General features: G+C 65.8%; 22 protein-coding genes and 2 pseudogenes. 13 read left to right on the top strand and 11 right to left on the bottom strand.

The features are described from left to right. Positions 1–3: 3 nt before the first annotated feature. The 5 genes from IPF36_RS33630 (at position 4) to IPF36_RS33610 (ending at position 5,456) form a co-directional block, all read left to right on the top strand. Positions 4–819, top strand: coding sequence for an enoyl-CoA hydratase/isomerase family protein (locus tag IPF36_RS33630; RefSeq protein ID WP_195432263.1), 816 nt, complete (start codon positions 4–6; stop codon positions 817–819). Positions 820–953: 134 nt separating this feature from the next. Continuing rightward, entirely contained in the window at positions 954–2,315 is a 1,362-nt protein-coding gene (locus IPF36_RS33625; RefSeq protein ID WP_135705193.1) for an MFS transporter, read from the top strand. A gap of 338 nt (positions 2,316–2,653) precedes the next feature. Continuing rightward, the gene (locus IPF36_RS33620) at positions 2,654–2,971 is read left to right on the top strand and encodes a hypothetical protein (protein ID WP_195432261.1); all 318 of its coding nucleotides are present in this window, start codon (positions 2,654–2,656) and stop codon (positions 2,969–2,971) included. Positions 2,972–3,162: 191 nt separating this feature from the next. Then, positions 3,163–4,272, top strand: coding sequence for an alkene reductase (locus tag IPF36_RS33615; protein ID WP_195432318.1), 1,110 nt, complete (start codon positions 3,163–3,165; stop codon positions 4,270–4,272). Between the two features lie 23 nt (positions 4,273–4,295). Continuing rightward, entirely contained in the window at positions 4,296–5,456 is a 1,161-nt protein-coding gene (locus IPF36_RS33610) for an MFS transporter (RefSeq protein WP_195432258.1), read from the top strand. 91 nt (positions 5,457–5,547) lie between these two features. Here IPF36_RS33610 and IPF36_RS33605 read toward each other — a convergent pair whose 3' ends face one another. The 3 genes from IPF36_RS33605 to IPF36_RS33595 form a co-directional block, all read right to left on the bottom strand. Next, positions 5,548–5,718 carry a hypothetical protein gene (locus tag IPF36_RS33605; protein WP_255519992.1) on the bottom strand — a complete coding sequence of 57 codons (171 nt, stop codon included), beginning with the start codon at positions 5,716–5,718 and terminating at the stop codon, positions 5,548–5,550. Positions 5,719–5,985: 267 nt separating this feature from the next. After that, the gene (locus IPF36_RS33600; RefSeq protein WP_195432256.1) at positions 5,986–6,411 is read right to left on the bottom strand and encodes an SRPBCC family protein; all 426 of its coding nucleotides are present in this window, start codon (positions 6,409–6,411) and stop codon (positions 5,986–5,988) included. A 32-nt stretch (positions 6,412–6,443) separates the two neighbouring features. Beyond that, positions 6,444–7,463 (bottom strand): aldo/keto reductase, encoded by a 1,020-nt coding sequence (locus tag IPF36_RS33595; protein ID WP_195432254.1) that lies wholly within the window; start codon positions 7,461–7,463, stop codon positions 6,444–6,446. A 114-nt stretch (positions 7,464–7,577) separates the two neighbouring features. On the opposite strand from IPF36_RS33595, the gene IPF36_RS33590 reads away from it, so the two are divergent. From IPF36_RS33590 to IPF36_RS33580, 4 genes and pseudogenes are all read left to right on the top strand, one after another. After that, positions 7,578–8,507 (top strand): LysR substrate-binding domain-containing protein, encoded by a 930-nt coding sequence (locus IPF36_RS33590; RefSeq protein ID WP_133098274.1) that lies wholly within the window; start codon positions 7,578–7,580, stop codon positions 8,505–8,507. Between the two features lie 191 nt (positions 8,508–8,698). Next, positions 8,699–8,962, top strand: a complete 264-nt coding sequence (locus tag IPF36_RS34440) for a LysR family transcriptional regulator (RefSeq protein ID WP_205751664.1) — start codon at positions 8,699–8,701, stop codon at positions 8,960–8,962. Then, on the top strand, positions 8,941–9,336 hold the full coding sequence (locus IPF36_RS34435; RefSeq protein WP_205751652.1) for a LysR substrate-binding domain-containing protein: 396 nt from the start codon (positions 8,941–8,943) through the stop codon (positions 9,334–9,336). The genes IPF36_RS34440 and IPF36_RS34435 overlap by 22 nt, the downstream gene beginning before the upstream one ends. After that, positions 9,219–9,743: pseudogene (locus IPF36_RS33580) on the top strand (SDR family NAD(P)-dependent oxidoreductase); the annotation flags it as partial. The gene IPF36_RS34435 and the pseudogene IPF36_RS33580, both read left to right, overlap by 118 nt. 128 nt (positions 9,744–9,871) lie before the next feature. Here IPF36_RS33580 and IPF36_RS33575 read toward each other — a convergent pair. The 7 genes from IPF36_RS33575 to IPF36_RS33545 form a co-directional block, all read right to left on the bottom strand. Further along, complete coding sequence (locus tag IPF36_RS33575) at positions 9,872–11,362, bottom strand: M81 family metallopeptidase (RefSeq protein ID WP_135705189.1); 1,491 nt, start codon at positions 11,360–11,362, stop codon at positions 9,872–9,874. Between the two features lie 20 nt (positions 11,363–11,382). Further along, positions 11,383–12,666 carry a Zn-dependent hydrolase gene (locus IPF36_RS33570; RefSeq protein WP_135705188.1) on the bottom strand — a complete coding sequence of 428 codons (1,284 nt, stop codon included), beginning with the start codon at positions 12,664–12,666 and terminating at the stop codon, positions 11,383–11,385. Positions 12,667–12,715: 49 nt separating this feature from the next. Continuing rightward, positions 12,716–13,420 carry an ABC transporter ATP-binding protein gene (locus IPF36_RS33565; RefSeq protein ID WP_135705187.1) on the bottom strand — a complete coding sequence of 235 codons (705 nt, stop codon included), beginning with the start codon at positions 13,418–13,420 and terminating at the stop codon, positions 12,716–12,718. Further along, entirely contained in the window at positions 13,417–14,193 is a 777-nt protein-coding gene (locus IPF36_RS33560) for an ABC transporter ATP-binding protein (protein WP_133098270.1), read from the bottom strand. The genes IPF36_RS33565 and IPF36_RS33560 overlap by 4 nt, the downstream gene beginning before the upstream one ends. After that, a complete protein-coding gene (locus IPF36_RS33555) occupies positions 14,190–15,185 on the bottom strand; it encodes a branched-chain amino acid ABC transporter permease (RefSeq protein ID WP_133098294.1) in 996 nt (331 codons plus the stop codon). The genes IPF36_RS33560 and IPF36_RS33555 overlap by 4 nt, the downstream gene beginning before the upstream one ends. After that, the gene (locus IPF36_RS33550; RefSeq protein WP_135705186.1) at positions 15,185–16,042 is read right to left on the bottom strand and encodes a branched-chain amino acid ABC transporter permease; all 858 of its coding nucleotides are present in this window, start codon (positions 16,040–16,042) and stop codon (positions 15,185–15,187) included. Before IPF36_RS33550 ends, IPF36_RS33555 begins: the two co-directional genes overlap by 1 nt. A gap of 112 nt (positions 16,043–16,154) precedes the next feature. Next, entirely contained in the window at positions 16,155–17,357 is a 1,203-nt protein-coding gene (locus IPF36_RS33545) for an ABC transporter substrate-binding protein (protein ID WP_133098268.1), read from the bottom strand. A 429-nt stretch (positions 17,358–17,786) separates the two neighbouring features. On the opposite strand from IPF36_RS33545, the gene IPF36_RS33540 reads away from it, so the two are divergent. Further along, positions 17,787–18,620: a FadR/GntR family transcriptional regulator gene (locus IPF36_RS33540; protein ID WP_133098267.1), complete on the top strand. Its 834-nt coding sequence runs from the start codon at positions 17,787–17,789 to the stop codon at positions 18,618–18,620. 90 nt (positions 18,621–18,710) lie between these two features. Here IPF36_RS33540 and IPF36_RS34965 read toward each other — a convergent pair. Then, positions 18,711–19,160 (bottom strand): annotated as a pseudogene (locus IPF36_RS34965) (DUF6496 domain-containing protein); the annotation flags it as partial. A 293-nt stretch (positions 19,161–19,453) separates the two neighbouring features. On the opposite strand from IPF36_RS34965, the gene IPF36_RS33535 reads away from it, so the two are divergent. From IPF36_RS33535 to panP, 3 genes are all read left to right on the top strand, one after another. Continuing rightward, a complete protein-coding gene (locus IPF36_RS33535; protein WP_135705185.1) occupies positions 19,454–20,032 on the top strand; it encodes a lecithin retinol acyltransferase family protein in 579 nt (192 codons plus the stop codon). Between the two features lie 133 nt (positions 20,033–20,165). Beyond that, positions 20,166–20,384: a hypothetical protein gene (locus IPF36_RS33530; protein WP_133098266.1), complete on the top strand. Its 219-nt coding sequence runs from the start codon at positions 20,166–20,168 to the stop codon at positions 20,382–20,384. A gap of 287 nt (positions 20,385–20,671) precedes the next feature. Continuing rightward, a complete protein-coding gene (gene panP, locus IPF36_RS33525; RefSeq protein ID WP_135705184.1) occupies positions 20,672–22,324 on the top strand; it encodes a pyridoxal-dependent aspartate 1-decarboxylase PanP in 1,653 nt (550 codons plus the stop codon). Positions 22,325–22,332 lie beyond the last annotated feature (8 nt).

Genomic DNA, 22,332 nt, shown 5'->3' with positions numbered 1-22,332 from the left:
GACATGACCCAGGCCTTCGCACTGACCCATCCCGACCAGCAGCGCCTGCAGGACCCCGACGGCTTTTCCGTGGAGATCGACCCGGCCCGCGAGCGTGCGGACATCATCCTGCACCGCCCGCCCTACAACGTGATCTCGATGGCAGCCCGCGACCAGTTGCGTGCTGTGTTCGAGGCGCTGGACGCCGATGATCGCGTGCGCGTCATCGTGCTGCGCGCGCAGGGCAAGCATTTCTCCAGCGGCGGCGACATCCGCGGCTTCCTGGAAGCGTCGCCGGAGCATGTGTCGAAGCTCGCGTGGAACGTGGCGGCGCCGGCGCGCTGCAGCAAGCCGGTGATCGCGGCCAACCAGGGCTACTGCTTCGGCGTGGGCTTCGAACTGTCGCTGGCGTGCGACTTCCGCATCGCCACCGCCACCACGGAATACGCGCTGCCCGAGCAGAAGCTTGGCCAGATTCCGGGATCCGGCGGCTCGGCGCGGCTGCAGAAGATGGTGGGCGTGGGCCGCACCAAGGACATCGTCATGCGCTCGCGCCGCATCCCGGGGCGACAGGCCTACGAGTGGGGCATCGCCGTGGACTGCGTCGCTGACGCCGAGCTGGCAGCCGCCACCGATGCGCTGGTCGACGAGCTGCGCGCCTTCTCCCCGCTGGCCCAGCGCACCGCCAAGAAGCTGCTCAACGACACCGAGGACGCACCGCTGTCGATCGCCATCGAACTCGAAGGGCACTGCTACAGCCGCCTGCGCAGCTCGGACGACTTCCGCGAGGGCGTGGAAGCGTTCCATGCGAAGCGCAATCCCGATTTCCGCGGCAGCTGAGCGCGGACGTGGGCGGGGCTGACCCGCCTGCCGAGCCCGAGAGACGGACGCATACGGACGCATACGGACGCATCGACGATGCCCCCGGTGGGCATCGCGGGGAGCCGTTCATTTAAAAGTATATGGAGACAACGATGGAAGTGCTGGCAAATGACAAGGTGCCGACCAGCGGCGCGCAGAGCGCGGCACCCGCGGCCGCGAACAACCGGCAGGTGCTGGGCGCGGTGACGGCTTCGTGCATGGGATGGGCGCTCGACCTGTTCGACCTGTTTATCCTGCTGTTCGTGGCGCCGGTGATCGGCAAGCTGTTCTTTCCGTCCGAGCATGCGATGCTGTCGCTGGCGGCGGTGTACGCGTCGTTCGCGGTGACGCTGCTGATGCGCCCGCTCGGCTCGGCGATCTTCGGGGCCTACGCGGACCGGCACGGGCGCAAAGGTGCCATGGTGGTGGCCGTGACCGGCGTCGGCCTGTCGACGGCGGCGTTCGGGCTGCTGCCGACAGTCGCCCAGATCGGCCTGTTCGCGCCGGCGCTGTTCATCCTGCTGCGGCTGGTGCAAGGCGTGTTCGTCGGCGGCGTGGTCGCTTCGACGCATACCATCGGCACGGAATCGGTGCCGCCGTCGTGGCGCGGCGCGGTGTCCGGCCTGGTGGGCGGCGGCGGCGCGGGCATCGGCGCGTTGCTGGCGTCGATCACGTACATGGCGATGACGGCGCTGTTTCCCGGCGACGCCTTCGAGGTCTGGGGATGGCGCTGCATGTTCTTCGCCGGCATCGTCAGCTCGGTGCTGGGGCTGGTCATCTTCAATTCGCTGGAAGAGTCGCCGCTGTGGAAGCAGCTGCAGGCGGCAAAGGCCGCCAGCGGCCACGCCAAGCCGCAAGCGCATCCGCTGCGCACGCTGTTCTCGCGCGAGTATCGTGGCATCCTGCTGGTCAACATCCTGCTGACCGTGGGCGCAGGCAGCGCCTACTACCTGACTTCCGGCTACCTTCCCACCTTCCTCAAGGTCGTGGTCAAGGCATCCCCCGGCGAGTCCTCGGCCATCCTGATGCTGAGCAGCCTCGGTGTGATCGTCGCATCGGTGGCAGCGGGGCATTTCAGCACGCTGGTCGGCCGCAAGCGGGCCTTTCTGCTGATCGGCGCGCTCAGCCTGGTGCTGATGCCGCTGCTCTACCAGTGGATGCCGGCCGCGCCAACCGCCACCCTGCGCGGCGTCTACGCGGTGGCGCTCAGCATGCTCGGGTGCGCCGGCTTCGCGCCGATCCTCATCTTCCTGAACGAGCGGTTCCCCACCAGCATCCGCGCCTCCGGCACGGGCTTGTCGTGGAATATCGGCTTCGCCCTCGGCGGGATGATGCCGACGCTGGCCTCGCTTGCCGCCGGCACGCCCGCCGACCTGCCGGTGATCCTTGGTGTTTTCCTCGCGGCCGTCACGCTGGTCTATCTGGTGGGCGCTACGATCGTGCCGGAGACGCTGGGCCGTCTTGCCGAAAAGTAAGGGGCACTGCTGGGCTGCGGGGTGGCGGCCGGAGGCGCCGGCCCTTACCCCCGGCCCCTCTCCCGCGGGCGGGAGAGGGGAGCAAACCGGCCCGCAAGACCTGCAAGGTCTTAAGTTCGACGCATTCCGTCTTGGACAGGCATGCCGCCCCTACCTAGACTCCAGTCACCCCCGGGCAATGCCCGGGTTCTTAACAGTGAGACCCGGCAGTTTTTTTTGATCCGCTTATCTATCTACTCGTAGATAGCATCACTTAAAAGCTGCCATCTCGATGACAGACTGGCCCTGCGACCAAACCCAAAGGTTGCCCGGCCGATCGGACTAAACAGGAGAGCATCATGCAAGCAAAGACCATCCTCGCGGCCATCACATTGGCCGCGGCCCTGACTGCCGGCGTGGCCCACGCAGCCGCCCAGCCGGAAACCGCCGGCAACGCGTTCCGCGTGGACACGCCTCGTGACGCCTACACCGATGGCGCCCGCATCAGCAACCGGGACGGCTACACCGATGGCGCCAGGATCACCAATCGGGATGGCTACATTGCCACCCGCAAGGTCGACCCCTACCTGGACGGTGCGCGCGGCAACAGCCCGCGCGATCCCTATTCAGAAGGGGCTCGCGGCGCCAATGGGTCCGGTGAGCACTTATCGGCATAAGCGCCGAGTCATCGCGGGCACCTGTGCCTGGTCCGACGGGTCCTGACATTTGATATGAAATCAAAAGTATTTGACCCATACACGGCTTAATCAACAAATATAAACCGCGCAAACTGCGGTCCATCGACGAACTTACCGAGCGCGCCGCCACTACCCCGGTGGCCGCCCCCCTCCCTGATCAAGGTCCCAAAATGAGTCTCCTGTTTAAGCCCTTTACCATGGGCGAGCGCCAGCTCGCTAACCGGATCGCCATGGCGCCGCTGACCCGTTCCCGCAATCCGGACGGGGTTCCCAACGACCTCAACGCGCTCTACTACAGCCAGCGCGCCGACGCCGGCCTGATCGTGACCGAGGGCACGGTGATATCGCCCAGCGCCCAGGGCTTCCTGTTCAACCCTGGCCTGTACACACCACAACAGGTCGATGGCTGGCGCAAGGTCACTGACGCCGTCCACGCCAAGGGCGGCACGATCTTCACCCAGCTCTGGCATGTCGGCCGTGTGAGCCATGTTTCGATCCAGCCCGGCGGCATACAGCCGGTCAGTGCCACCGGCCAGTCTGCGAAGAACACCAAGGCCTGGGGTTACACCGCCGACGGCATGCCGGGTGCGGTCGATGTGTCCGCGCCCCGCGCACTGACGACCGGCGAGGTCTATGGCGTGATCGCCGATTTTGCCGAGGCCGCCGCCAATGCCATGGAGGCCGGCTTTGACGGCATCGAGTTGCACGGCGCCAATGGTTACCTGATCGAACAGTTCCTGAACCCGACGGTGAACGATCGCACCGATGAATTCCGCGGCGACACCGTGGAAAGCCGCACCCGTTTCGCCCTGGCAGCCATCGATGCGGTTGCGGCGCGAATCGGTGCGCAACGCACGGCCATTCGTTTGTCGCCCTATGGCGGCCTCGGCGACATGGCCGCCTACCCTGAGCTCGAGGAAACGTATCTCCATCTCGCCGATGAACTCTCTAAGCGGAATATCGCTTACGTCCACCTGATGGATCAGAGCACGCGCGGCAGTTCGGCCACGCCAGGTGACTTCCTTGCAAAGTTCCGCAGCCGATTCACAGGCGTGCTGATCCTTGCCGGAGGCATGACGCGCGCACGCGCCGAGGATCTCATCGCCGATGGCCTGATCGACATTGCGGCATTCGGCGAGCCGTTCATTGCCAACCCCGACCTGGTCGCACGCCTCGAGAACGACTGGCCCCTGGCCATGTCCGATCGCGCGCTCCACTATGGCGGCGGCGCCGAAGGCTACACCGACTATCCCGCCTACGATGGCAAGGCCGCAGCGTAAGGCACCTGCCAGGATCTGCCACGATGAAATCCAATACCGCGCTGCTAGCGCTCGCCATCGGCGCCTTCGGCATCGGCACCACCGAATTCGCCCCGATGGGGTTGCTCCCCGTGATCGCCGAAGGCGTCGACGTCAGCATCCCCACCGCTGGTATGCTGATTACCGCGTACGCGGTTGGCGTGATGGTCGGCGCGCCGGTGATGACCCTGCTGTTCAGCCGCTTCGGCAAGCGCGCCGCACTGATGGCGCTGATGGCCATCTTCACCGTTGGCAACCTGCTGTCGGCGCTGGCGCCGGGATACGCCACGCTGCTGGCGTCGCGCCTGGTCACCAGCCTCAACCATGGCGCCTTCTTCGGCCTCGGGGCCGTGGTGGCCGCGAGCGTGGTGCCGAAGGAGAAGCAGGCCAGCGCCGTGGCAACGATGTTCATGGGACTGACCATCGCCAACATCGGTGGCGTGCCCGCGGCGACCTGGATCGGGCAGCAGGTCGGCTGGCGCCTGGCGTTCGCCGGCACCGCTGTGCTGGGGCTGGTCGCCATTGCTGCGCTTTGGCTGGCGCTGCCGCAGGGCGAGCGCGGCACCCCGCCCAATGTGCGCCGGGAACTGGCCGTGCTCACCCGCCCGCCGGTGTTGCTGGCGATGGCAACAACGGTGCTGGGCGCGGGCGCCATGTTCACGCTCTACACCTATATCGCGCCGGTGCTTGCCGATCTCACCGGCGCATCCGACACCTTCGTGACGCTCTCGCTCGTGCTGATCGGCGTTGGCTTCACGGTCGGCAATCACGTAGGGGGACGGCTCGCGGACTGGTCGCTCGATGGCGCGACGAAGATCGTCCTGTCGGCGCTCGCCGTCATCATGCTGATGCTGCCCTTCGCCCTCTCCCACCACGTCACCGCGGCCCTTGGACTACTTGCCTGGGGAGCCGCGACCTTCGCCGTCGTCCCGCCGGTGCAGATGCGGGTGATGGAAGCCGCGGCGGAAGCACCGGGACTCGCCTCGTCGATCAACGTCGGCGCGTTCAATCTCGGCAATGCCCTGGGCGCCGCACTCGGTGGCGGGGTCCTCAGCCTGGACCTCGGCTATCGCGCGGTGCCAGTCGCTGGCGGCCTGCTGGCTGCGGCGGGATTCCTGGTGGTGTGGCTCAGCCGGGCAGACAGGCGCGCCCTGGTCGCTTCGTGAGTGCTGTGCGAGCGTCCCTGTCCTGTGAGAGAGCAGGCAGCAATCACGCAGGACGCCGCACGCAGCTTGCCTCGCCGTCGCGCTGCAGCGCTCAGGCTTCCCACAGCAGCGCAGCCTGCAGCCGGTTGAGGACGAATCCTTCGATCTCCTTGTGCACATGGACCACGCTCTGGCCGATTGACAGCATCAGCGCCTCGGCAAACTCGACCGCCTCCCTCGACGTCTGATTCAGGTTGGCGGGCAAGCCGGACGGTGTGCCCATCCTTGCCCAGCCTCGCGCCATCGATGCGAATCGGCTCTCCATCGATAACGGCCTGATGAAGATGCCGTCGTAATGGCACTGCACCCCGTCAGCCGGATTCCGGCTGACGGGGTGCAGTGCAGGTGGCGCGACGGCGCGCCATCCCACGGATTTACTCGCCATACTGGAACAGAAGGCGCCCTTCGCCAGGCACGCCAACCGCCGCCTGCGCAAGCCCCGACGTGCCGAACATGACCGCGAAAGCCAGCGACAAGGCCATCAGCCCTCTCATGATGCCGCCCCGGCCAGCGTTGCCTCCAGTGCCTTGAGGCCATCCCGGTAAATGCCCTCGAACAGCCGCGATGCGTCGTCATCGCTCACGCCTGCCGGCGTGAACTGGCCAGACCATTCGACGCGCGATGCCTGGTCCCCGTCGATGCCGACCACGCGCAGCGTGGAGCGGTAGCCGGTGACCGGGAACGGCGCCTGCAGGATCGAGTAGGTGTAGCTGCGCGCGCCCTGGTCAAAGGCCTCGAGACGTTCGACGATGGCGTCGCCGTCCGGGTTGACGAGGCTGCGCACACGGCCGCCCTCGCTCAGTTCGCTCCTGGGGATATACGGCAGCCAGTCGGGCAGCGAATCGAAGCCGCCAATCAGCTGCCAGACGCGGTCCGGTGCTACCGGCAGCGTGATCGTTGCGGAAGCTTGTGCCATGATGGACTCCTTGAATCGAATGTGGTCCCGGATCAGTTGCTGTCGCCAGGCAGCGGTGCATTTGCCGCAACCAGGCGCTGCTCGCGCAGCTCGCGCCAGAAATCGGCGGGAATGACCGCCTTCAGCGCGGCGGTGTCCTCGGCGATGCGCTCGGGCCGGCTTGCACCCGGGATCACGGCGGCGACCGCCGGGTTGGCCAGCACGAACTGCAGCGCGGCGGCCTTGATGCTGACGCCGTGGCGTTGCGCGATCGCCTTGATGCGCTCGACCTTGTCGATGATCTCGGGCGGCGCCTTCTGGTATTCGAAGTGCGAGCCGCCGGCCAGGATGCCCGAGCTGTACGGGCCGCCGACCACGATCTCGGTCTTGCGCTCCGCGGCCTTCGGCATCAGGCGTTGCAGCGCGCGCTCGTGGTCGAGCAGCGAATAGCGGCCCGCCAGCAGGAAGCCGTCCGGCTGCACTTCGGTCAGGTCCAGCGTCAGTTCGATCGGCTCGACGCGGTTCACGCCCAGGCCCCAGGCCTTGATCACGCCCTCTTCGCGCAGCCGGGTCAGCACTTTGAAAGCGCCCTTGCGGGCCGTCTCGAAATAGGCCAGCCACTCGTCGCCGTAGAAGTCCTGGGCGATGTCGTGGACCCACACGATGTCGAGGCGGTCGGCCTTCATCCGCTTGAGGCTGTCCTCGATCGAGCGCAGCGTGGCGTCCGCCGAGTAGTCGTTGACCAGCTTGTTCGGGCGGCCGGCGGCAAACAGGCCGCTTTTCTCGCCCAGCGCCCGCGCGCTGGCGTCTTCGACTTCGTCCAGGATCAGGCGGCCGACCTTGGTGCTGAGCACGTATTCGTCGCGCGGGTGCCGGGACAGCGCTTCGCCCAGCCGGATTTCGGCCAGGCCCGCGCCGTAGAACGGCGCGGTGTCGTAGTAGCGCACGCCTTGCGCCCAGGCCGCGTCCACGGTGGCCTGCGCCTCCGCTTCCGGGATGTCGCGGAACATATTGCCCAGCGGGGCGGTACCAAAGCCGAGCACGTTGCCGGCCAGTTTGTCCTTGATGCTCATGACTGCTCCACAAATTAAGTTGGGGTGAAGGCAGTCTAGGGTTGCAAGTTAAGTCTGTCCAAGACAGAATTTGAAAGACTTGATTCCCTAGAGGTCTGAAATTCAGGACTGGACATGCTAGATATCCGCCAACTTCACTATTTCGTGGCCGTGGCCGAAGACGAGCACGTCGGACGCGCCGCCGAACGGCTCCATATCTCCCAATCGCCACTTAGCCGGCAGATTGCCCAGCTCGAGGAAAAGCTCGGGCTGGTGTTGTTCGAGCGCTCCCAGCAACGCATCCGGCTCACGCGCGACGGCCGCACGTTCCTGGCCGAGACCCGCGCCTTCCTGACGCATGCCAACCGGCTCGAATCGCTGGCGCGGCGGCTCGGGCGCGGCGACGAAGGCGGCCTGTGCATCGGCTACCTGGAATACGCGATGCACTCCGGCATCCTGCCGAACGCCTTGCGCGAGTTGCGCCAGGACCGGCCCGCCGTGCACATCGCGCTGTACAACCAGCAGTCGGCGGCCCAGCTAGAGGGGCTGCGCCAGCGCAGCCTGGATATCGCACTCGTGTGCGAGCCGCCGCCGCCCGACGATCCGGATCTCGAGGCCGCACAGGTGCTCAATGACCCGATGCTGCTGGCGCTGCCCGAAGGCCACCCGCTTGCCAGGGCGGAGCAGCTCACCCCGGACGACCTCGCTGCGCAGAAGTGGATCGGCGTGATGCACCAGGAAACCGCGCTGCGGCATGACACGTTCATCGCGGCTTGCGCCAAAGCCGGCTTCACGCCGACCATCACGATGGAGGCGACCGAGCCGCTGGCGGCCCTGGGGCTCGTGGCCGCGGGACTGGGCGTGACCACGATCCAGCAAAGCCTGCGCCACCAGGCACCGAAGGGCGTGGTGCTGCACGAACTGTCGTGGTTCAGCTACCGCACGCCCTTGTGGGCGGCGTGGCACAAGGTCAACCTCCGGCCGCTGGTGGAGATCTTCCGCAAGACGTTGTTGCTGCAGGCGAGCAGTGTGGTACCGGAGATCGCAACGGTGGAGGCGGGCTGACGCGCCGTCGCTCCCCGAGGTGATCTGAGAAGGTGCAGACGACCGCCGTCCAATGCCGCAAAAAGCTATAGTGTCGGCTTTCGGTCCTGTCGTTGCCATGAAGCCGCTGGCTGTTCCTTCCCTCGCCAACATTGCATCGCGTCTTCGCCTCAAGCAGTTAAGGCTGTTGATCGCTAGAGAACCATGGCTCGCTGCACAAGGCGGCCGAGGAAATCGCCATCTCGCAACCCGGCGCGACCAAGGTGCTGCGCGAGATCGAGGACATCCTCGGCATGCCGCTGTTCGAACGGCAGCCGAAAGGGCTGGTCGCCAATGATCTCGGGCGCTGCGTCACGCGCTATGCGCGCCTGATCTACGGCGACCTGGAACACCTGCACGCCGAGGTCACTGCCCTGACGCAGGGACACGGCGCCACCTTGCGGTCGGCGTCATCATGGGCGCGGTGCCGCTGCTGACCCGTGCGCTGACCGACCTGCGCCATCGTCAGCCGCATCTTTCGATCGGGATCGTGGAGGGGACCAGCACCAGCCTGCTGGCACTGATCGACGAGGGGCGCGTCGATCTCGCCATCTGCCGCCGCGGCGGCAGCCGGCGCCCGGAAGCTTACGACTGCGTGCCGCTCGAATCCGAGCCGCTTGCGGTGGTGGCCGCGCGCGCGCACCCCCTCACCTGCAGGAAGACGCTGACCTTGCGCGACCTCGCGGAGGCGTCATGGGTAGCCTACCCTGTCAACACGCCGATGCGGTTCGCGCTCGAGCGCACGCTCGCCGATGCCGGCATCGGCGTGCCACGCTATCGATCGAGACCGCGTCGACGTTTGCAGCCCTAATCGTGGCGCGCAACGCCGATGCGCTGGAGCAAGCCGCCAGCGACATCCGTGCGCGCCATGGCCACCGCGTGGTCGCCGTGGCTGCCGACATCACCAGGCCCGAGGGCCGCGCCGCCGCGCTGGACGCGGTGGCCGGGCTCGGCGATCTCGACATCCTGGTCAACAACGCCGGCGGCCCGCCGCCGGGCAACTTCCGCGACTGGGACCGCGACACGTGGATGGCCGCGCTCAACGCCAATATGCTGACGCCGATCGACCTGATCAAGGCCACCGTCGACGGCATGATCGCGCGCAAGTGGGGCCGCATCATCAACATCACCAGCGGCGCGGTCAAGGCACCGATCGACGTGCTGGGCCTCTCCAACGGCGCGCGCTCCGGCCTGACGGGCTTTGTGGCGGGACTGGCGCACCACCGTCGAGCGGCGGTCGTTGTGGCTCAAGGCCGCCCCGTGACACCGACAAGGAGTCAGGCCGGAGAGCCAGACCGCCACCTGTTTCGAAACCAGCTCAATGTGTGCGCTGACCTAGCGCTGCCTTAGCCTGCCCAGGCAGCTGAGTCGTCGAGCGGATAGACCGGCCTGCTGACCTGACGAAACGGGAAGCGATCGTAGCGCGAACTGGTGACGCCTTCCCCGTCGCACTCGACCACCGCCTTGGCGATCGGGACGAACACCGGACGGCAATATATGCGCGACTTCAGCAGCAGGAACCGCGCCCGATGCGGGTCGATGCCGATATGGGTGAAGATCCCCATGTCCCAGTGCTCTTGCGGGGTTTCGGTCACGATCACCTGCGCTGCGCCGATATCGAGCAAGGCGGTGCGCCCCATGCGGATGCGCTGCCCGGTATAGGTCGGCCCGGTGATGATGTACTCGCCGTCGCTGATCGCCGCAACCTTGCCGGTCAGCGGCTTGGCCCGGGGATAGACATCCAGTTGGGGCAACGGCACCTTGTCGCCGACCGGCAGCGTGATGCTGGCCCCGACGCCGGCATCCACCAGCGCTGCCACCGCCTCCGGGTCGCATACGGGCCCGACTGCAATGCCGGTAAGTCCTTGCGCCAGTGCCTCGTGCAGCACCGCCATGTTGTCGCAGGTGCCGCCGGACATGCAATTGTCGCCATGATCGAGCAGCAGCACCGGTCGTGCGTCCGCACTGTCTGCGCTGTCGGCAAGCTGTGCCGCGCGTGCAATGGAACTGGCAAGCGGCTCCGCCTGGTAGGCAAAGGCATCGCGCTCTGCCCACGCCTGCTCCGCGATCCGGCGGGCGACCCTGTCGGCCCTGGCAGGGTCGCCGTCGCCAACCACAATGACGCTCAGGCATGGCGCGGCGATATCGGCCAGGCCGAAACCGGCCAGCACCGACACCGCCAGCATGCCGTCCCGCTCGGCCTCGCGCGCCAGCGCCACGGCGCGCTGCATGGCGCCTTCGTCGGTGCGGCTGCGCAAGGTGTGCGTGATCAGCGGCGGGCGCCGCCACGCCATGACCGGGCGCACGCGCCCGGCGACCATGTCCAGCAGCAGTCGGCCGGCATGCGCGCCAGTTTCATACATGTCAACGTGCGGGTAGGTCTTGAAGCTGACCGCGATGTCGGCATGGTCGACAAGGGTCTGCGTGATGTTCCCGTGCAGGTCGAGTGCGACCGCGATCGGTGCATGCGGTAGCACGCCGCGCAGGCGCCGAAGCAGGTCGCCTTCGCCGTCGTCGCTGTTTTCGGCCACCATTGCGCCATGCAGGTCGAGCATCACCGCGTCGCAGCCGTCGGCGGCTGCGACGATGGTGTCGCACAGGTGCGTGTAGGCGGCAGCGGCGACGCGTCCGCTCGGGTTGGCCCCAGCGATCACCGGCACCACGATTTCGGCGCCGGCGGCCTCGGCCAGGTCGATGAAGGCCGCAGCGGCCGTGCGAGTGCCCTTGGCGGCGCGATAGGCGGCGTCGCCATAGGCCGGCGCGAACGACGCTAGCGGCGTTGGCACCGGTGAAAAGGTATTGGTCTCGTGATTGAGTCGGGCAATCAGGATCTTCATTGGGGCAGTCCGTTCGGTTGTCATTGCCGCGTGGCGGCATCGAGCATGGCGTGCAGCAGCACGTTGCAGCCGGCCTCAAGGTGCTCGGGCCTCGCGTCTTCGATTTCGTTGTGGCTGATGCCGTCCTTGCACGGCACGAAGATCATCGCGGCCGGGGCGACGCGGGCCAGGTAGACTGCGTCATGGCCAGCGCCGCTGATCACCTCCATGGCGGAATGGCCGAGCCGCCGCGCGCCGCCTCGTACCGCCTCCACCAGTCGCGCATCGAACGGCTGCGGCGGAAAGTACACCACCTGCTGCAGATCGATGGCGATGCCGCTGCGCGCCGCCAATGCGGCAACCTCCCCGTGCAGCGCCGCGTCCATCGCGGATAGCACCGCGTCGTCGCCGGCGCGCAGGTCCACCGTCATCGTCACCTTGCCGGGGATGACGTTGCGCGAATCGGGATGCACGGCCAGGCAACCGACTGTGCCGCGGCCGTGCGGGGGATGGTCGAGCGCGATGCGGTTGACGATGGTCACCAGCTCCGACGCCGCCAGCAGCGCATCCTTGCGCAGCGCCATCGGCGTGGGACCCGCATGCGCTTCCATCCCGGTCAGCACTACGTCGTACCAGCGCTGTCCGAGCGCGCCGGTGACCACGCCGATGGTCGTGTCGTTTGCCTCCAGGACCGGCCCCTGCTCGATATGCGCTTCAAAGTACGCGCCGACCGGACGCGCACCGACCGGCTCCGGCCCGGCATAGCCGATGGCCTGCAGCGCCTGCCCGACGCAGATGCCATCGCGGTCGCGCTGCTGCAGCACGTCCGCCAGCGCAAACTCTCCGATGAACGCGCCCGAGCCCATCATCACCGGGACGAAGCGCGAGCCTTCCTCATTGGTCCAGACCGCGACCTCGAGCGGGGCATCGGTGACGATGCCGGCGTCAGCGAGCGTGCGCAGCACTTCGATGCCGGCGAACACACCGTAGTTGCCGTCGAACTTGCCGCCGGTCGGCTGGGTGTCGATATGGCTGCCGGTCATCACCGGTGGCAAGGCATCGTCGCGCCCGGCGCGCCGCGCAAAGATATTGCCGATGGCATCGACACGGATCGCGCATCCGGCCGCCTTGGCCTCGGCGACGAAGAAATCACGGCCCTGGCGGTCCAGGTCTGTCAGCGCCAGCCGGCATACGCCGCCCTTGGGCGTGGCGCCGATGGTGGCCAGGCGCATCAGGGTGTCCCACAGGCGCTCGCCGTCGATGCGCAGGTCGGCGCGCGCGCCGGCGGCCGCCGCTGCCGCGCGCGCAGCTTGCAAAGTCGTCATGTCATTCCTTGTATCGGTCGGCCGGCATTGCGGCCTGCATGATGCCGTTTCAGGCCGCCAGGCCGACGCCGAGATAGCGGTCCTTGACCGCCTCATCGGCGCGGAACGCATCATTGCTGCCGGTGTAGACCACCCTGCCCTGCTCGATGATCACGTGGCGGTCGGCCAGCTGCGTGCAGACCTCGAGGTTCTGCTCCACCAGCAGGATGGGCACGCCGGCCGCCTTGATGACCTTGAGCTGCGCCACGATCTCTTCCACGATCACCGGTGCCAGCCCTTCGACCGGCTCGTCGAGCATCAGCAGGCGCGGATGGTTCATCATGGCGCGCCCGATGGCGAGCATCTGCTGTTCGCCGCCGGACAGCTGCGCGCCGCCATTGCCGCGCCGCTCGCGCAGGCGCGGGAAGATGCGGTAGATATCCTGCAACTGCCACGGCGAACCGCTGCGCGCGGCCAGCTTGAGGTTTTCTTCCACCGTCAGCAGCTTGAAGATGCCGCGGTGCTCGGGCACCAGGCACAGGCCTTCGGCGGCAATCCGGTGCGGCGCCATGCCGGCAACGTCCCGGCCGCGGAAGATGACACGCCCGCCCCGGGGTTGGACGATGCCGGAGATGGCCTTGAGCGTGGTCGACTTGCCTGCGCCGTTACGCCCCAGCAGCGTCACCAGTTCGCCTTCGCCGACCGCCAGCGATACGCCTTGCAGCACATGGCTCTTGCCGTAGTAGCCATGTATCTCTTGTACGTCGAGCATCATCCCTTGCCTCCGGTAATCATGTTGCCGAGATAGGCGGCGCGCACGCGCGGGTCGCCGCGCACGACTGCGGGCGGCCCTTCCATCAGCACCTTGCCTTGCTGCATCACCGTGACGGTGTCTGAGATATCCATGACGATGTCCATGTTGTGTTCGATCAGCACGACTGTGTGGTCTGCGGCCAGCCCGCGGATCAGCCGTTTCATCGCGCCGAGATCGTCGACACCCATGCCCGACGTCGGCTCGTCCAGGAAGATCGCGCGCGGACGCGCGGCCAGCGCCATGCCGACCTCCAGGCGCCGCTGCTGGCCGTGTGACAGCACGCCCGCTGCGCTATCGGCGACGCGCGTCAGTTCCAGCCGTTCGAGCACCTGGTCGACGATCCCGCCGCAGGCAAGCTCACCAACCGGCAAACGCCATCCGCTCATGGCTTTGCGCGGCGACGTGCCCAACGCGGCGAGGCGCAGGTTCTCGCGCACCGGCAGGCTCGGGAACAGGCTGGTGACCTGGAACGAGCGCGCGATACCGCGCTGGACCCGCTGGTAGTCGGCTTCTGCCGTGACGTCCTTGCCGTCGAAGACGATCCGGCCCGCGCTGACTTCCTTCGTGCCGGTCAGCATGTGGAACAGCGTGGTCTTGCCGGCGCCGTTGGGGCCGATCACGGAATGGATCGTGCCCGGCATCACGCGCAGGTCGACCCCGCCCAGCGCCATGAACTTGCCATACTGCTTGACGATGCCGGTGGCTTCAAGGATGGGGGTGGTGGTAATGCTCATGCGCGTTCCTCCTGCGTGACGGGCGCGCGGCGTACGCCGCGCAGGCGATCCCATACCGTGGCACCCAGCCCCCACAGCCCGCGCTGCATGAACAGGCTGACAGCAATCAGCAGGAAACCGAGCAGCATCAGCCAGCGCGGCCACAGCGTGGACAGCCAGTCGGCCAGCAGCACATAGAAGGCGGCGCCCAGCACTGACGCGAAGATGTTGCCGGTGCCGCCGATCACGGTCATCACCAGGATCATTTCGCTGGCGTGGTAGTCGATATTGGTCAGCGGCGCGATGCCGGTGAGCATGGCGTGCAGCGCGCCGGCCAGCCCGGTGACCGCGCCGGAAACCATGAACGCCAGCAGCTTGAACGCCTTGACGTTGTAGCCGACAGCCAAGGCACGCTCTTCGTTGTCGCGGATCGCCAGCAGCGTGCGGCCCAGCACAGACTCGGTCACGCGCAGCACCGCAAGGAAGACCGCCAGGAACAGCACCGCGACGAAACCATAGAACTGCCACGGCGATGCCAGCGGCACCAGCGCATTACCGGCTATGGACAAGGGCGGTCGCGGGATGTCCAGCAGGCCGTTGTCGCCGCCGGTGATGCCGGGCGCCGTATAGGCCAGGAAGTAGAACATCTGCGCAAACGCCAGCGTCAGCATCACGAAGTAGGTGCCGCGTTGGCGGATCGCAAACCAGCCCACCAGCGCCGCCGCCGACGCGCCGATCGCGATCGCCAGCAGCAGCGCCAGCGGCATCGGCAGGCTTGCGCGGGTCAGCGCCAGCCCCACGGCATAGCTGCCCAGGCCGAAGAAGATCCCCTGACCGAACGACAGCAGGCCGGTGTAGCCGAGCAGCAGATTGCACGCCATGGCGGCCATCGCGTAAATCAGCACTTCAGTGGCAAGCGTGCCGGAGCGCATGGTCAGCGGCAGCAGCAGCGTGACGGCAAGTGCCAGCCACCAGAAGCGGTAGCGCAAGAACCCTTGTTTCTGCGTAGCCATCATCCCCTCCCCAGCAAGCCATGCGGACGCAGCAGCAGCACCGCGGCCATGGCGACATAGATCATCAGCCGCGCGCCTTCCGGCCACAGCGTGCTCATCAGGCTCTGCACCACGCCAACCAGCAAGCCGCCCACCAGCGCCCCGGTGAAGCTGCCCATGCCTCCTACCACGACCACGATGAAGGCCACGCCCAGCGCCTCGACGCCCATGAACGGCTCGGCGCCGCGGATCGGTGCGGCCAGCACGCCGGCGATCGCCGCAGTGGCGGCGCCGAGCGCGAACATCAGGCTGAACAGGCGGAACACGTTGATGCCGAGCAGCGACACCATCTCGGTGGATTCACTGCCCGCGCGCACCGCGCTGCCCAGGCGCGTGCCTTCCAGCAGCCACCACAGGCCGATGGCGAGCAGGCCGGTAAAGCCGATCACGAACAGGCGGTACTTGGGATAGACGAAGTCGCCCCACATCACCACGCCCTGCAGCGCATCCGGCGGCGGCACGTCGACGCCGAGCGGCCCCCAGCCGACGATGATGAGCTCCTGGATGGCCAGGGCCAGGCCAACCGTGACCAGGATGTGGAACTCGTGCGGCTGCGCATAGACGTGGCGCAGCATGAGCTTCTCGGTCAACCAGGCCAGCGCGCCGATGACGATCGGTGCGAGTACCAGCGCCACCCAGAAGTTCATCCCGATCTGCAGAGCCTGAAAGCAGAGGTAGGCACCCAGCGCATAGAAGGCGCCATGCGCGAAATTGACGAAGCGCAACAGGCCGAAAACGATCGACAGTCCTACCGCCAGCAGGAAGTAGAGCATGCCTATCCCGACGCCGTTGATCACCTGCAACAGATAGACGTTCATGAGTCGTACGGATGTAGGAAGCCGCCACGCCGCGCGGAACTGCGCGGCATGGTGCTTCGGTGTGCTTCAGTGTTTATCTGCCGGGGCGGCGGCCCCGCGCAATGTCAGGGCATCAGGCCATCTTGCACTGGGTCTGGTCGACCGGCAGGAAGGCCTTGCCGACGCTCACGACCTCCGCGTAATCGTCCTTGTCCTTCATGCGCGCCTTGGCCTTGCCCTTGAGCAGGTAGTAGTTCTTCAGGACCTGATGGTCAGCGGCGCGGATTTCCTCCGGCCCTGTCAGGCCCTCGTACTTCATGCCTTCGAGCGCAGCGACCACGGCCTTCGGGTCGGCGCTGCCGGCCTTGATCATGCCGTCCACCATGATCTTGGTGCAGATGTAGGAGCCTGCCAGGCTGTAGTTGGGATTGGCCTTGAACTTGTCGTGGGTGCGCTTGACGAGTTCGCGGTTCAGCGGCGTATCCACGCCGTGCCAGTACTGCGCTCCGAAATAAACGCCCTCGCACAGGTCGGCGCCAAGCGACTCGAACTGCTCCAGCCCCGAAGCCCATGCCAGCAGGATGGTGGTGTTCTTCTTCATGCCGAAGCTGACGGCCTGGCGTAGCGTATCGGCGGACTGCGAGCCAAAGTTCAGGATCAGCAGCACGTCTGGCTTGGCGGCCAGCGCATTGGTCAGGTAGCCGCTGAATTCCTTCTCGGTCAGGGCGTGGTAGCTGTTGCCCACGTGCTCGATGCCCTTCTCCTTGAAGATCGCCTTTGCTGCCGACAGCAGCCCGTCGCCAAACACATATTGCGGCGTGATGGTGTACCAGCGCTTGGCCTTGGGCATCGATTCGATCAGGGGCCGCACGGTGCGCTCGATCGCGCCGAAGGTCGGCACCGACCAGCGGAAGGTGGCGCGGTTGCAGTCCTTGCCGGTGATCTCGTCGGCCCCCGCGGTGGTAACGAACACGCCGCCAAATTTTTCCGCCTCCTTGCCCATGGCCAGCGATTCGGACGACAGGATGCCGCCCGCGAAATAGCGCGCCGCCTTCTGCTGCGCCAGTTCCTGCACCTTGCGCACCGCGGTGGCGGGCTTGCCTTCGGTATCGAGCACGCTGTAGCGCAGCGGCCTGCCCAGCACCTGGCCGTACTGGTCAAGGGCGAGCCGCATGCCCAGGTCGGCAAATTTTCCATTGGCGGCGAAGGCGCCCGACATGGGCACCGGGCAGCCGAATTCCAGGGCCTCGCCCGCGGCAAAGACGCTACGGGCATGGATCAGGGATGTGGGGACAGCAGACACAGCCGCCAGTTTTAGCAGGTCACGACGATTCAAGGCTCACTCCTCGGTATGTGGGGATTGGGCTGCACGGGGCGAAAGTCTGGACAACACCATGTGGCGCTGCACCGTCTCCCCGACATGCTGGTGACTTCGCCCGGCGCCGACATGGCCGAGCAAGAATCGAACCTGTTTATCCTATTTATACGTATAAATAGAATAGAATCATCTTAGGAGTCGGCCGGAACCGTTGTCAATAATGGAAAGGTCAGGGTTTACACACCCTCTGCGAAGGACACATGCGAACCCCCGTATTGCCTCATTGGCGGGACAAAAAAGGTGAGAGAGCGGTCTAGCCATGTTTGCCAACCGGGCAGCATGCACTGAGAGGGGGCAAGCCGGCTGCGCGCACATGGCGCTGCCCCGCTTGGCTAGAATGCAAACGCCCAAGCCTCGATGGCTTGGGCGCATGACAAGGAAAGAGCAATGGCGATGTTTCGGGAGGGCAAGACTGGCGCCATCGAGATCCGCAAGCAAAAGCGCGCGGACCTGGTGGCAGAAGAACTCAAGCGGCTGATTACCCAGCGCAACCTGCGCCCTGGCGACAAGCTGCCGCATGAGGTCAAGCTGCAGCAGATGTTCTCTGTCAGCAAGAGCACGATCCGCGAGGCGCTCAAGTCGCTGGAAGTGCAGGGCCTGATTCGGGTTAGCACCGGGCCGACGGGCGGGGGCACGATCGTGGAAGTCCCGCTGGACCGCACCTTCCAGCTCATGCAGAACTACCTGTTCTTCAAGGACGTCGGCATTGCCGACATCTATACCGTGCGCCGACTGCTGGAGCCGGAGCTTGCCGCCGGCGCGGTGCCACACCTCACAGAGGACGATTTCAAGGCGCTGGAACGCACCATCGACCTGTGCGACCCGGCATCGGCCGCGGCCGCGACTCCGCTGCTGGACCAGCGCCAGGAAGACCTGACCTTCCACGACATCCTTGCCGCGGCCAATCCCAACCCGATGCTGCGGTTTTCCTGCGAGTTGATCAACGAGATGATCCGTCAGTTGGTGGTGTTCGGCAACGACACCCCTGCCTGCGAGCATGAGAAATTCGGCGCTGCCAACGTCAAGTTCCACAAGCGCATTGTCGAGGCGGCACGCGAGCGCGACGCCGAGACGGTACGCACGTTAATGTCAGCCCATATGGAAGAGTGCACGCATTACGTCACGCGCATGAACGGACGGGTACATGGCCGCCTGGTGCTCGACTCCGAAATGCCCCGGCGCGGCCGGACGCTGCCGGCAGACCACGACGAGCTTGAATGAAGGGGGGAGCCGATAACCGCCGCAGCGCTACCCGCGTCCAGACTTTCACGGTTGAGGGCGGTACACCCAAGCGTATGCAAATACTAGCGACTAGCGAGCTGAGGTCTTTTTTGCGGCGCGCGTACGAGCAGCCTTTCGGGCCGCTTCGGAGCGGCCGGCGGCGCGCGTACGAGCAGCCTTTCGGGCCGCTTCGGAGCGGCCGGCAGCACCCTTCGTGCTGGCAGCCTTCCTGGCTGCAGCCGAGCGCTCGGCCGCCGTGCGCTTGCTTGCCGCGCCCTTGGCCTGCGCGGACAGCGCCTTAGGAGAAGCGCCGGCTGTGCTCTCGCGCTTGAGTGCCTTGAGCGCAGCCTGGGAGCGCTTGGCAGTGCTTTCTGAACTCGCACGTCGCGGTGCAGCCTTAGCGGCGGCGGACTTCGTTTCGGCCTTGGTGGCGCCCTTCTTCGGCGGAACATCGACTCCAGCGCGGCGCGCCTCCGACAAGCCGATCGCTATGGCTTGCTTGGCCGAGCGCACGCCGTGCTTACCTTTTCGCACAGCTTCGCTTCATCTCAACCAAGCCCGGGAATACCGGGCATAACTGCCGCGTTCATGTCGGATTTCGCTGACAGGCCGCGGGCGCATGACGGACAAAGGCCGTCTCAAAGCACGTACAAGCGGCCTGGCAAAAAGCCGACAGCATTTTCGGCACTGTGATGATTTCGGCATCGGCGGCCGACAACAATACTTCAGGCATAAGACAGGCATAAGCGGGACACAGGAGTGCTGGCGCCCGGCCAGAAACCGGCGCCCCAAATTAGGAGCGAGCAGCGCCACGAATCAACAAGGGGAAAGCGATGAGCGACGACCACCACATCGGACATGCACAGCGCCTTGCAGCAATCGCCGCGGACATTCCTCTTGGCGCGCATCTGAAAACGGACCGGCGGGGCTATATTCACCATGGTATTTATGCCGGCAACGGCGAAGTCCTGCACTATGCCGGCTTCAAAGGCTTCCTGCGTTGCGGCCCGGTCGAAAGGACTTCTCTCGCCGACTTTGCCGACGGCTACGGCTTCCGCCTCGCGCGGGCCGCGCAAGCCAGATACCCCGGATCAGAGATCGTACGGCGCGCAAGGGCGCGGCTAGGAGAAGACGATTACCGCCTTCTTACCAATAACTGCGAGCACTTTTGTACGTGGTGCCTGACTGGGGAAAGCCGCAGCGAGCAGGTGGAGTCGCTGCTGAGTCACCCATGGCGGGCGCTCCTGGCTATTGTCGAATGGACGGGAGCAGGCATTGCTGCTCGCCTCGCGCTACCGGTGCATAGCCCGTCAATGCAGCAACTCGGGCAGCAACTCGGGCAGCAACGCGACGACCCGCATGCTGGCGTTCAGTCCCTTGACCAGGCCCGAACAGATTATTGTGGTTTTTGAAACCGATCATTGTTCGGGTAAGGGTTTACCGCTCCAAGGGAAATCCCTAATATCGCACCCATTGAATGCCGCGGTGCAACAAGCACTGAACCAAACGGAATGGCATTCACCAGTTTGAAGAAAGAGGTGAGCCATGCATACCAATCTCCGTGCCCTACTCGCTGTCGCCGCGCTCGCTGCCACGTTCGCGGCGGCCCCCGTGTTTGCTAAGAGTGGTAAATTCGATACTTACACTGACGGCGCGCGGGCTGGAAAGTACGATGTTTATACTGACGGCGCAAAAAGCGGCAAATTCGACACTTATACGGACGGCGCCAGGTACTACATCGCGTCCGACCGCGCCCCGCTCTAAGGGCTGTTTCCCGATCGGGGACACCTCCCCAAATCCGGTCCCGCTCCAATCCCCACACTTCTCCAGAGTGTGGGGATTTTGCTTTTGGGGAACCGGGACTTTCAGACCGCCGACACGGAGCGTCCAGGGACAGAGTTTATTTTCCTGGGCGGCATATGAAGGTCGCCCACGGGCAGCGTCGGACGTCGTCAAAGGTGCCGGTCGGGGCCCTCGGCCATCCGAATCCGTCCGATCCGGCATAATCCCGGGCGAACCATGGCGATACGGGATTGAATTAGGTAATGCAAATGAAGCCGGACATCTCTCGCGAAGAGAGCTCACAAAGCACGGACAGGGGCGACGACTGCCCCTTGCGCTGGTTTGACGCGGATCGGGGCGCATTCGAATCGCTCGAGCGATGGATCGCCGAGCATCCGGCGGATTTCTTTGCGGGCGAGCGCTTTGATCCGGTTGGCGCGTGCGCCACACGCGAGGCGGTGTTCGCGTCGGTTGAGCTGCCCGAAACTCCGGCATCGCCGCAAGCGCATGCCGATCATCTGCTCAACGACGTGTTTCGGCACGTGATGCCCGTGGCATCGCCAACGTTCGTCGGACACATGACGTCATCGCTGCCGTCATTCATGCCTTCGCTGGCCAAGGTGGTGGCAGCGCTAAACCAGAACGTCGTGAAGCTCGAGACGTCGGGCGCGCTGACAGGGCTCGAGCGCCAGGTCATCGGCATGCTGCACAAGCTGGTGTTTGCCCAGGACAGCGCGTTCTATGCGAGATGGCTGCACGACGCCGACCACGCGCTCGGCGCGATCTGTTCCGGCGGCACGGTCGCCAACCTCACCGCGCTATGGGCGAGCCGCAACAACTTGCTGGGCGCGCGTGATGGCTTCGCCGGCATCCATGGCGCCGGACTGATGGCTGCGCTACGCCATTACGGCCATGACGGGCTTGCCATCGTTGTCTCGGAGCGCGGGCACTACTCGTTGGGCAAGGCAGCCGATGTCCTTGGCATCGGGCGCAACAATCTCGTACCGGTCGGGGTCGATGCAGACGGTCGCATGCGCATCGACCTGCTCCGCCACACCATGCGTGACCTGCAGCAGCGCAACATCCGGCCGATGGCAATCGTCGGCATAGCGGGGACGACGGAGACAGGCGCGGTCGATCCGCTCGACGCGATTGCAGATGTTGCTCAGGAGGCCGGCTGTCATTTCCACGTGGATGCGGCATGGGGCGGCGCAACCCTGCTGTCGGAGCGCGAGCGCTGGCGCTTCGCGGGCATCGAGCGTGCCGATTCCGTCGTCATCGATGCGCACAAGCAGTTCTACGTGCCGATGGGTGCGGGCATGGTGCTGTTTCGCAGCCCGGCGTGGACGCAGGAAATCATCCAGCAAGCGAATTACATCGTGCGCAAGGGCTCGGTGGACCTGGGGCGCCATACGCTCGAAGGATCGCGCGGCGCGGCGGCGGTCATGCTCTATGCGAACCTGCATCTGCTCGGTCGCAAAGGGTTGGCGCAGCTGATCGATCGTAGCATCGATAACGCCCGCTACTTTGCATCCCTGATTGCGCAGCAGCCGGATTTCGAGCTCGACAGCCACCCGCAGCTTTGCATCCTGACCTATCGCCATGTGCCCGAGACCGTGCGTGCCGCGCTGGCAACGGCTTCGGCCGACCGGCGCGAGAAGATCCTGGACGCGCTGGATGCGCTGACCATCAGCATCCAGGAAATGCAGCGCGATGCCGGCCGCTCGTTCGTATCGCGCACACAGTTGACGTCGACACAGTGGGGTGGCCGCCCGATTGCCGTGTTCCGCGTGGTACTGGCCAACCCGGATACGACGCATGCCATCCTGCAGGACATCCTCGACGAACAGCGCGCGCTGGCGGCGGCCAGCCCGTGCATGGCGCCACTGATGGCGCTGGTGGGCGCGCCGGACACCGCGTGAGGCATTTG

It is taken from the genome of Cupriavidus sp. IK-TO18 (genome assembly GCF_015549295.1).
GTDB lineage: Bacteria > Pseudomonadota > Gammaproteobacteria > Burkholderiales > Burkholderiaceae > Cupriavidus > Cupriavidus oxalaticus_A.
The sequence above is the reverse complement of the archived record's forward strand: the minus strand, read 5'-3'. Positions and strand labels throughout refer to the sequence as shown.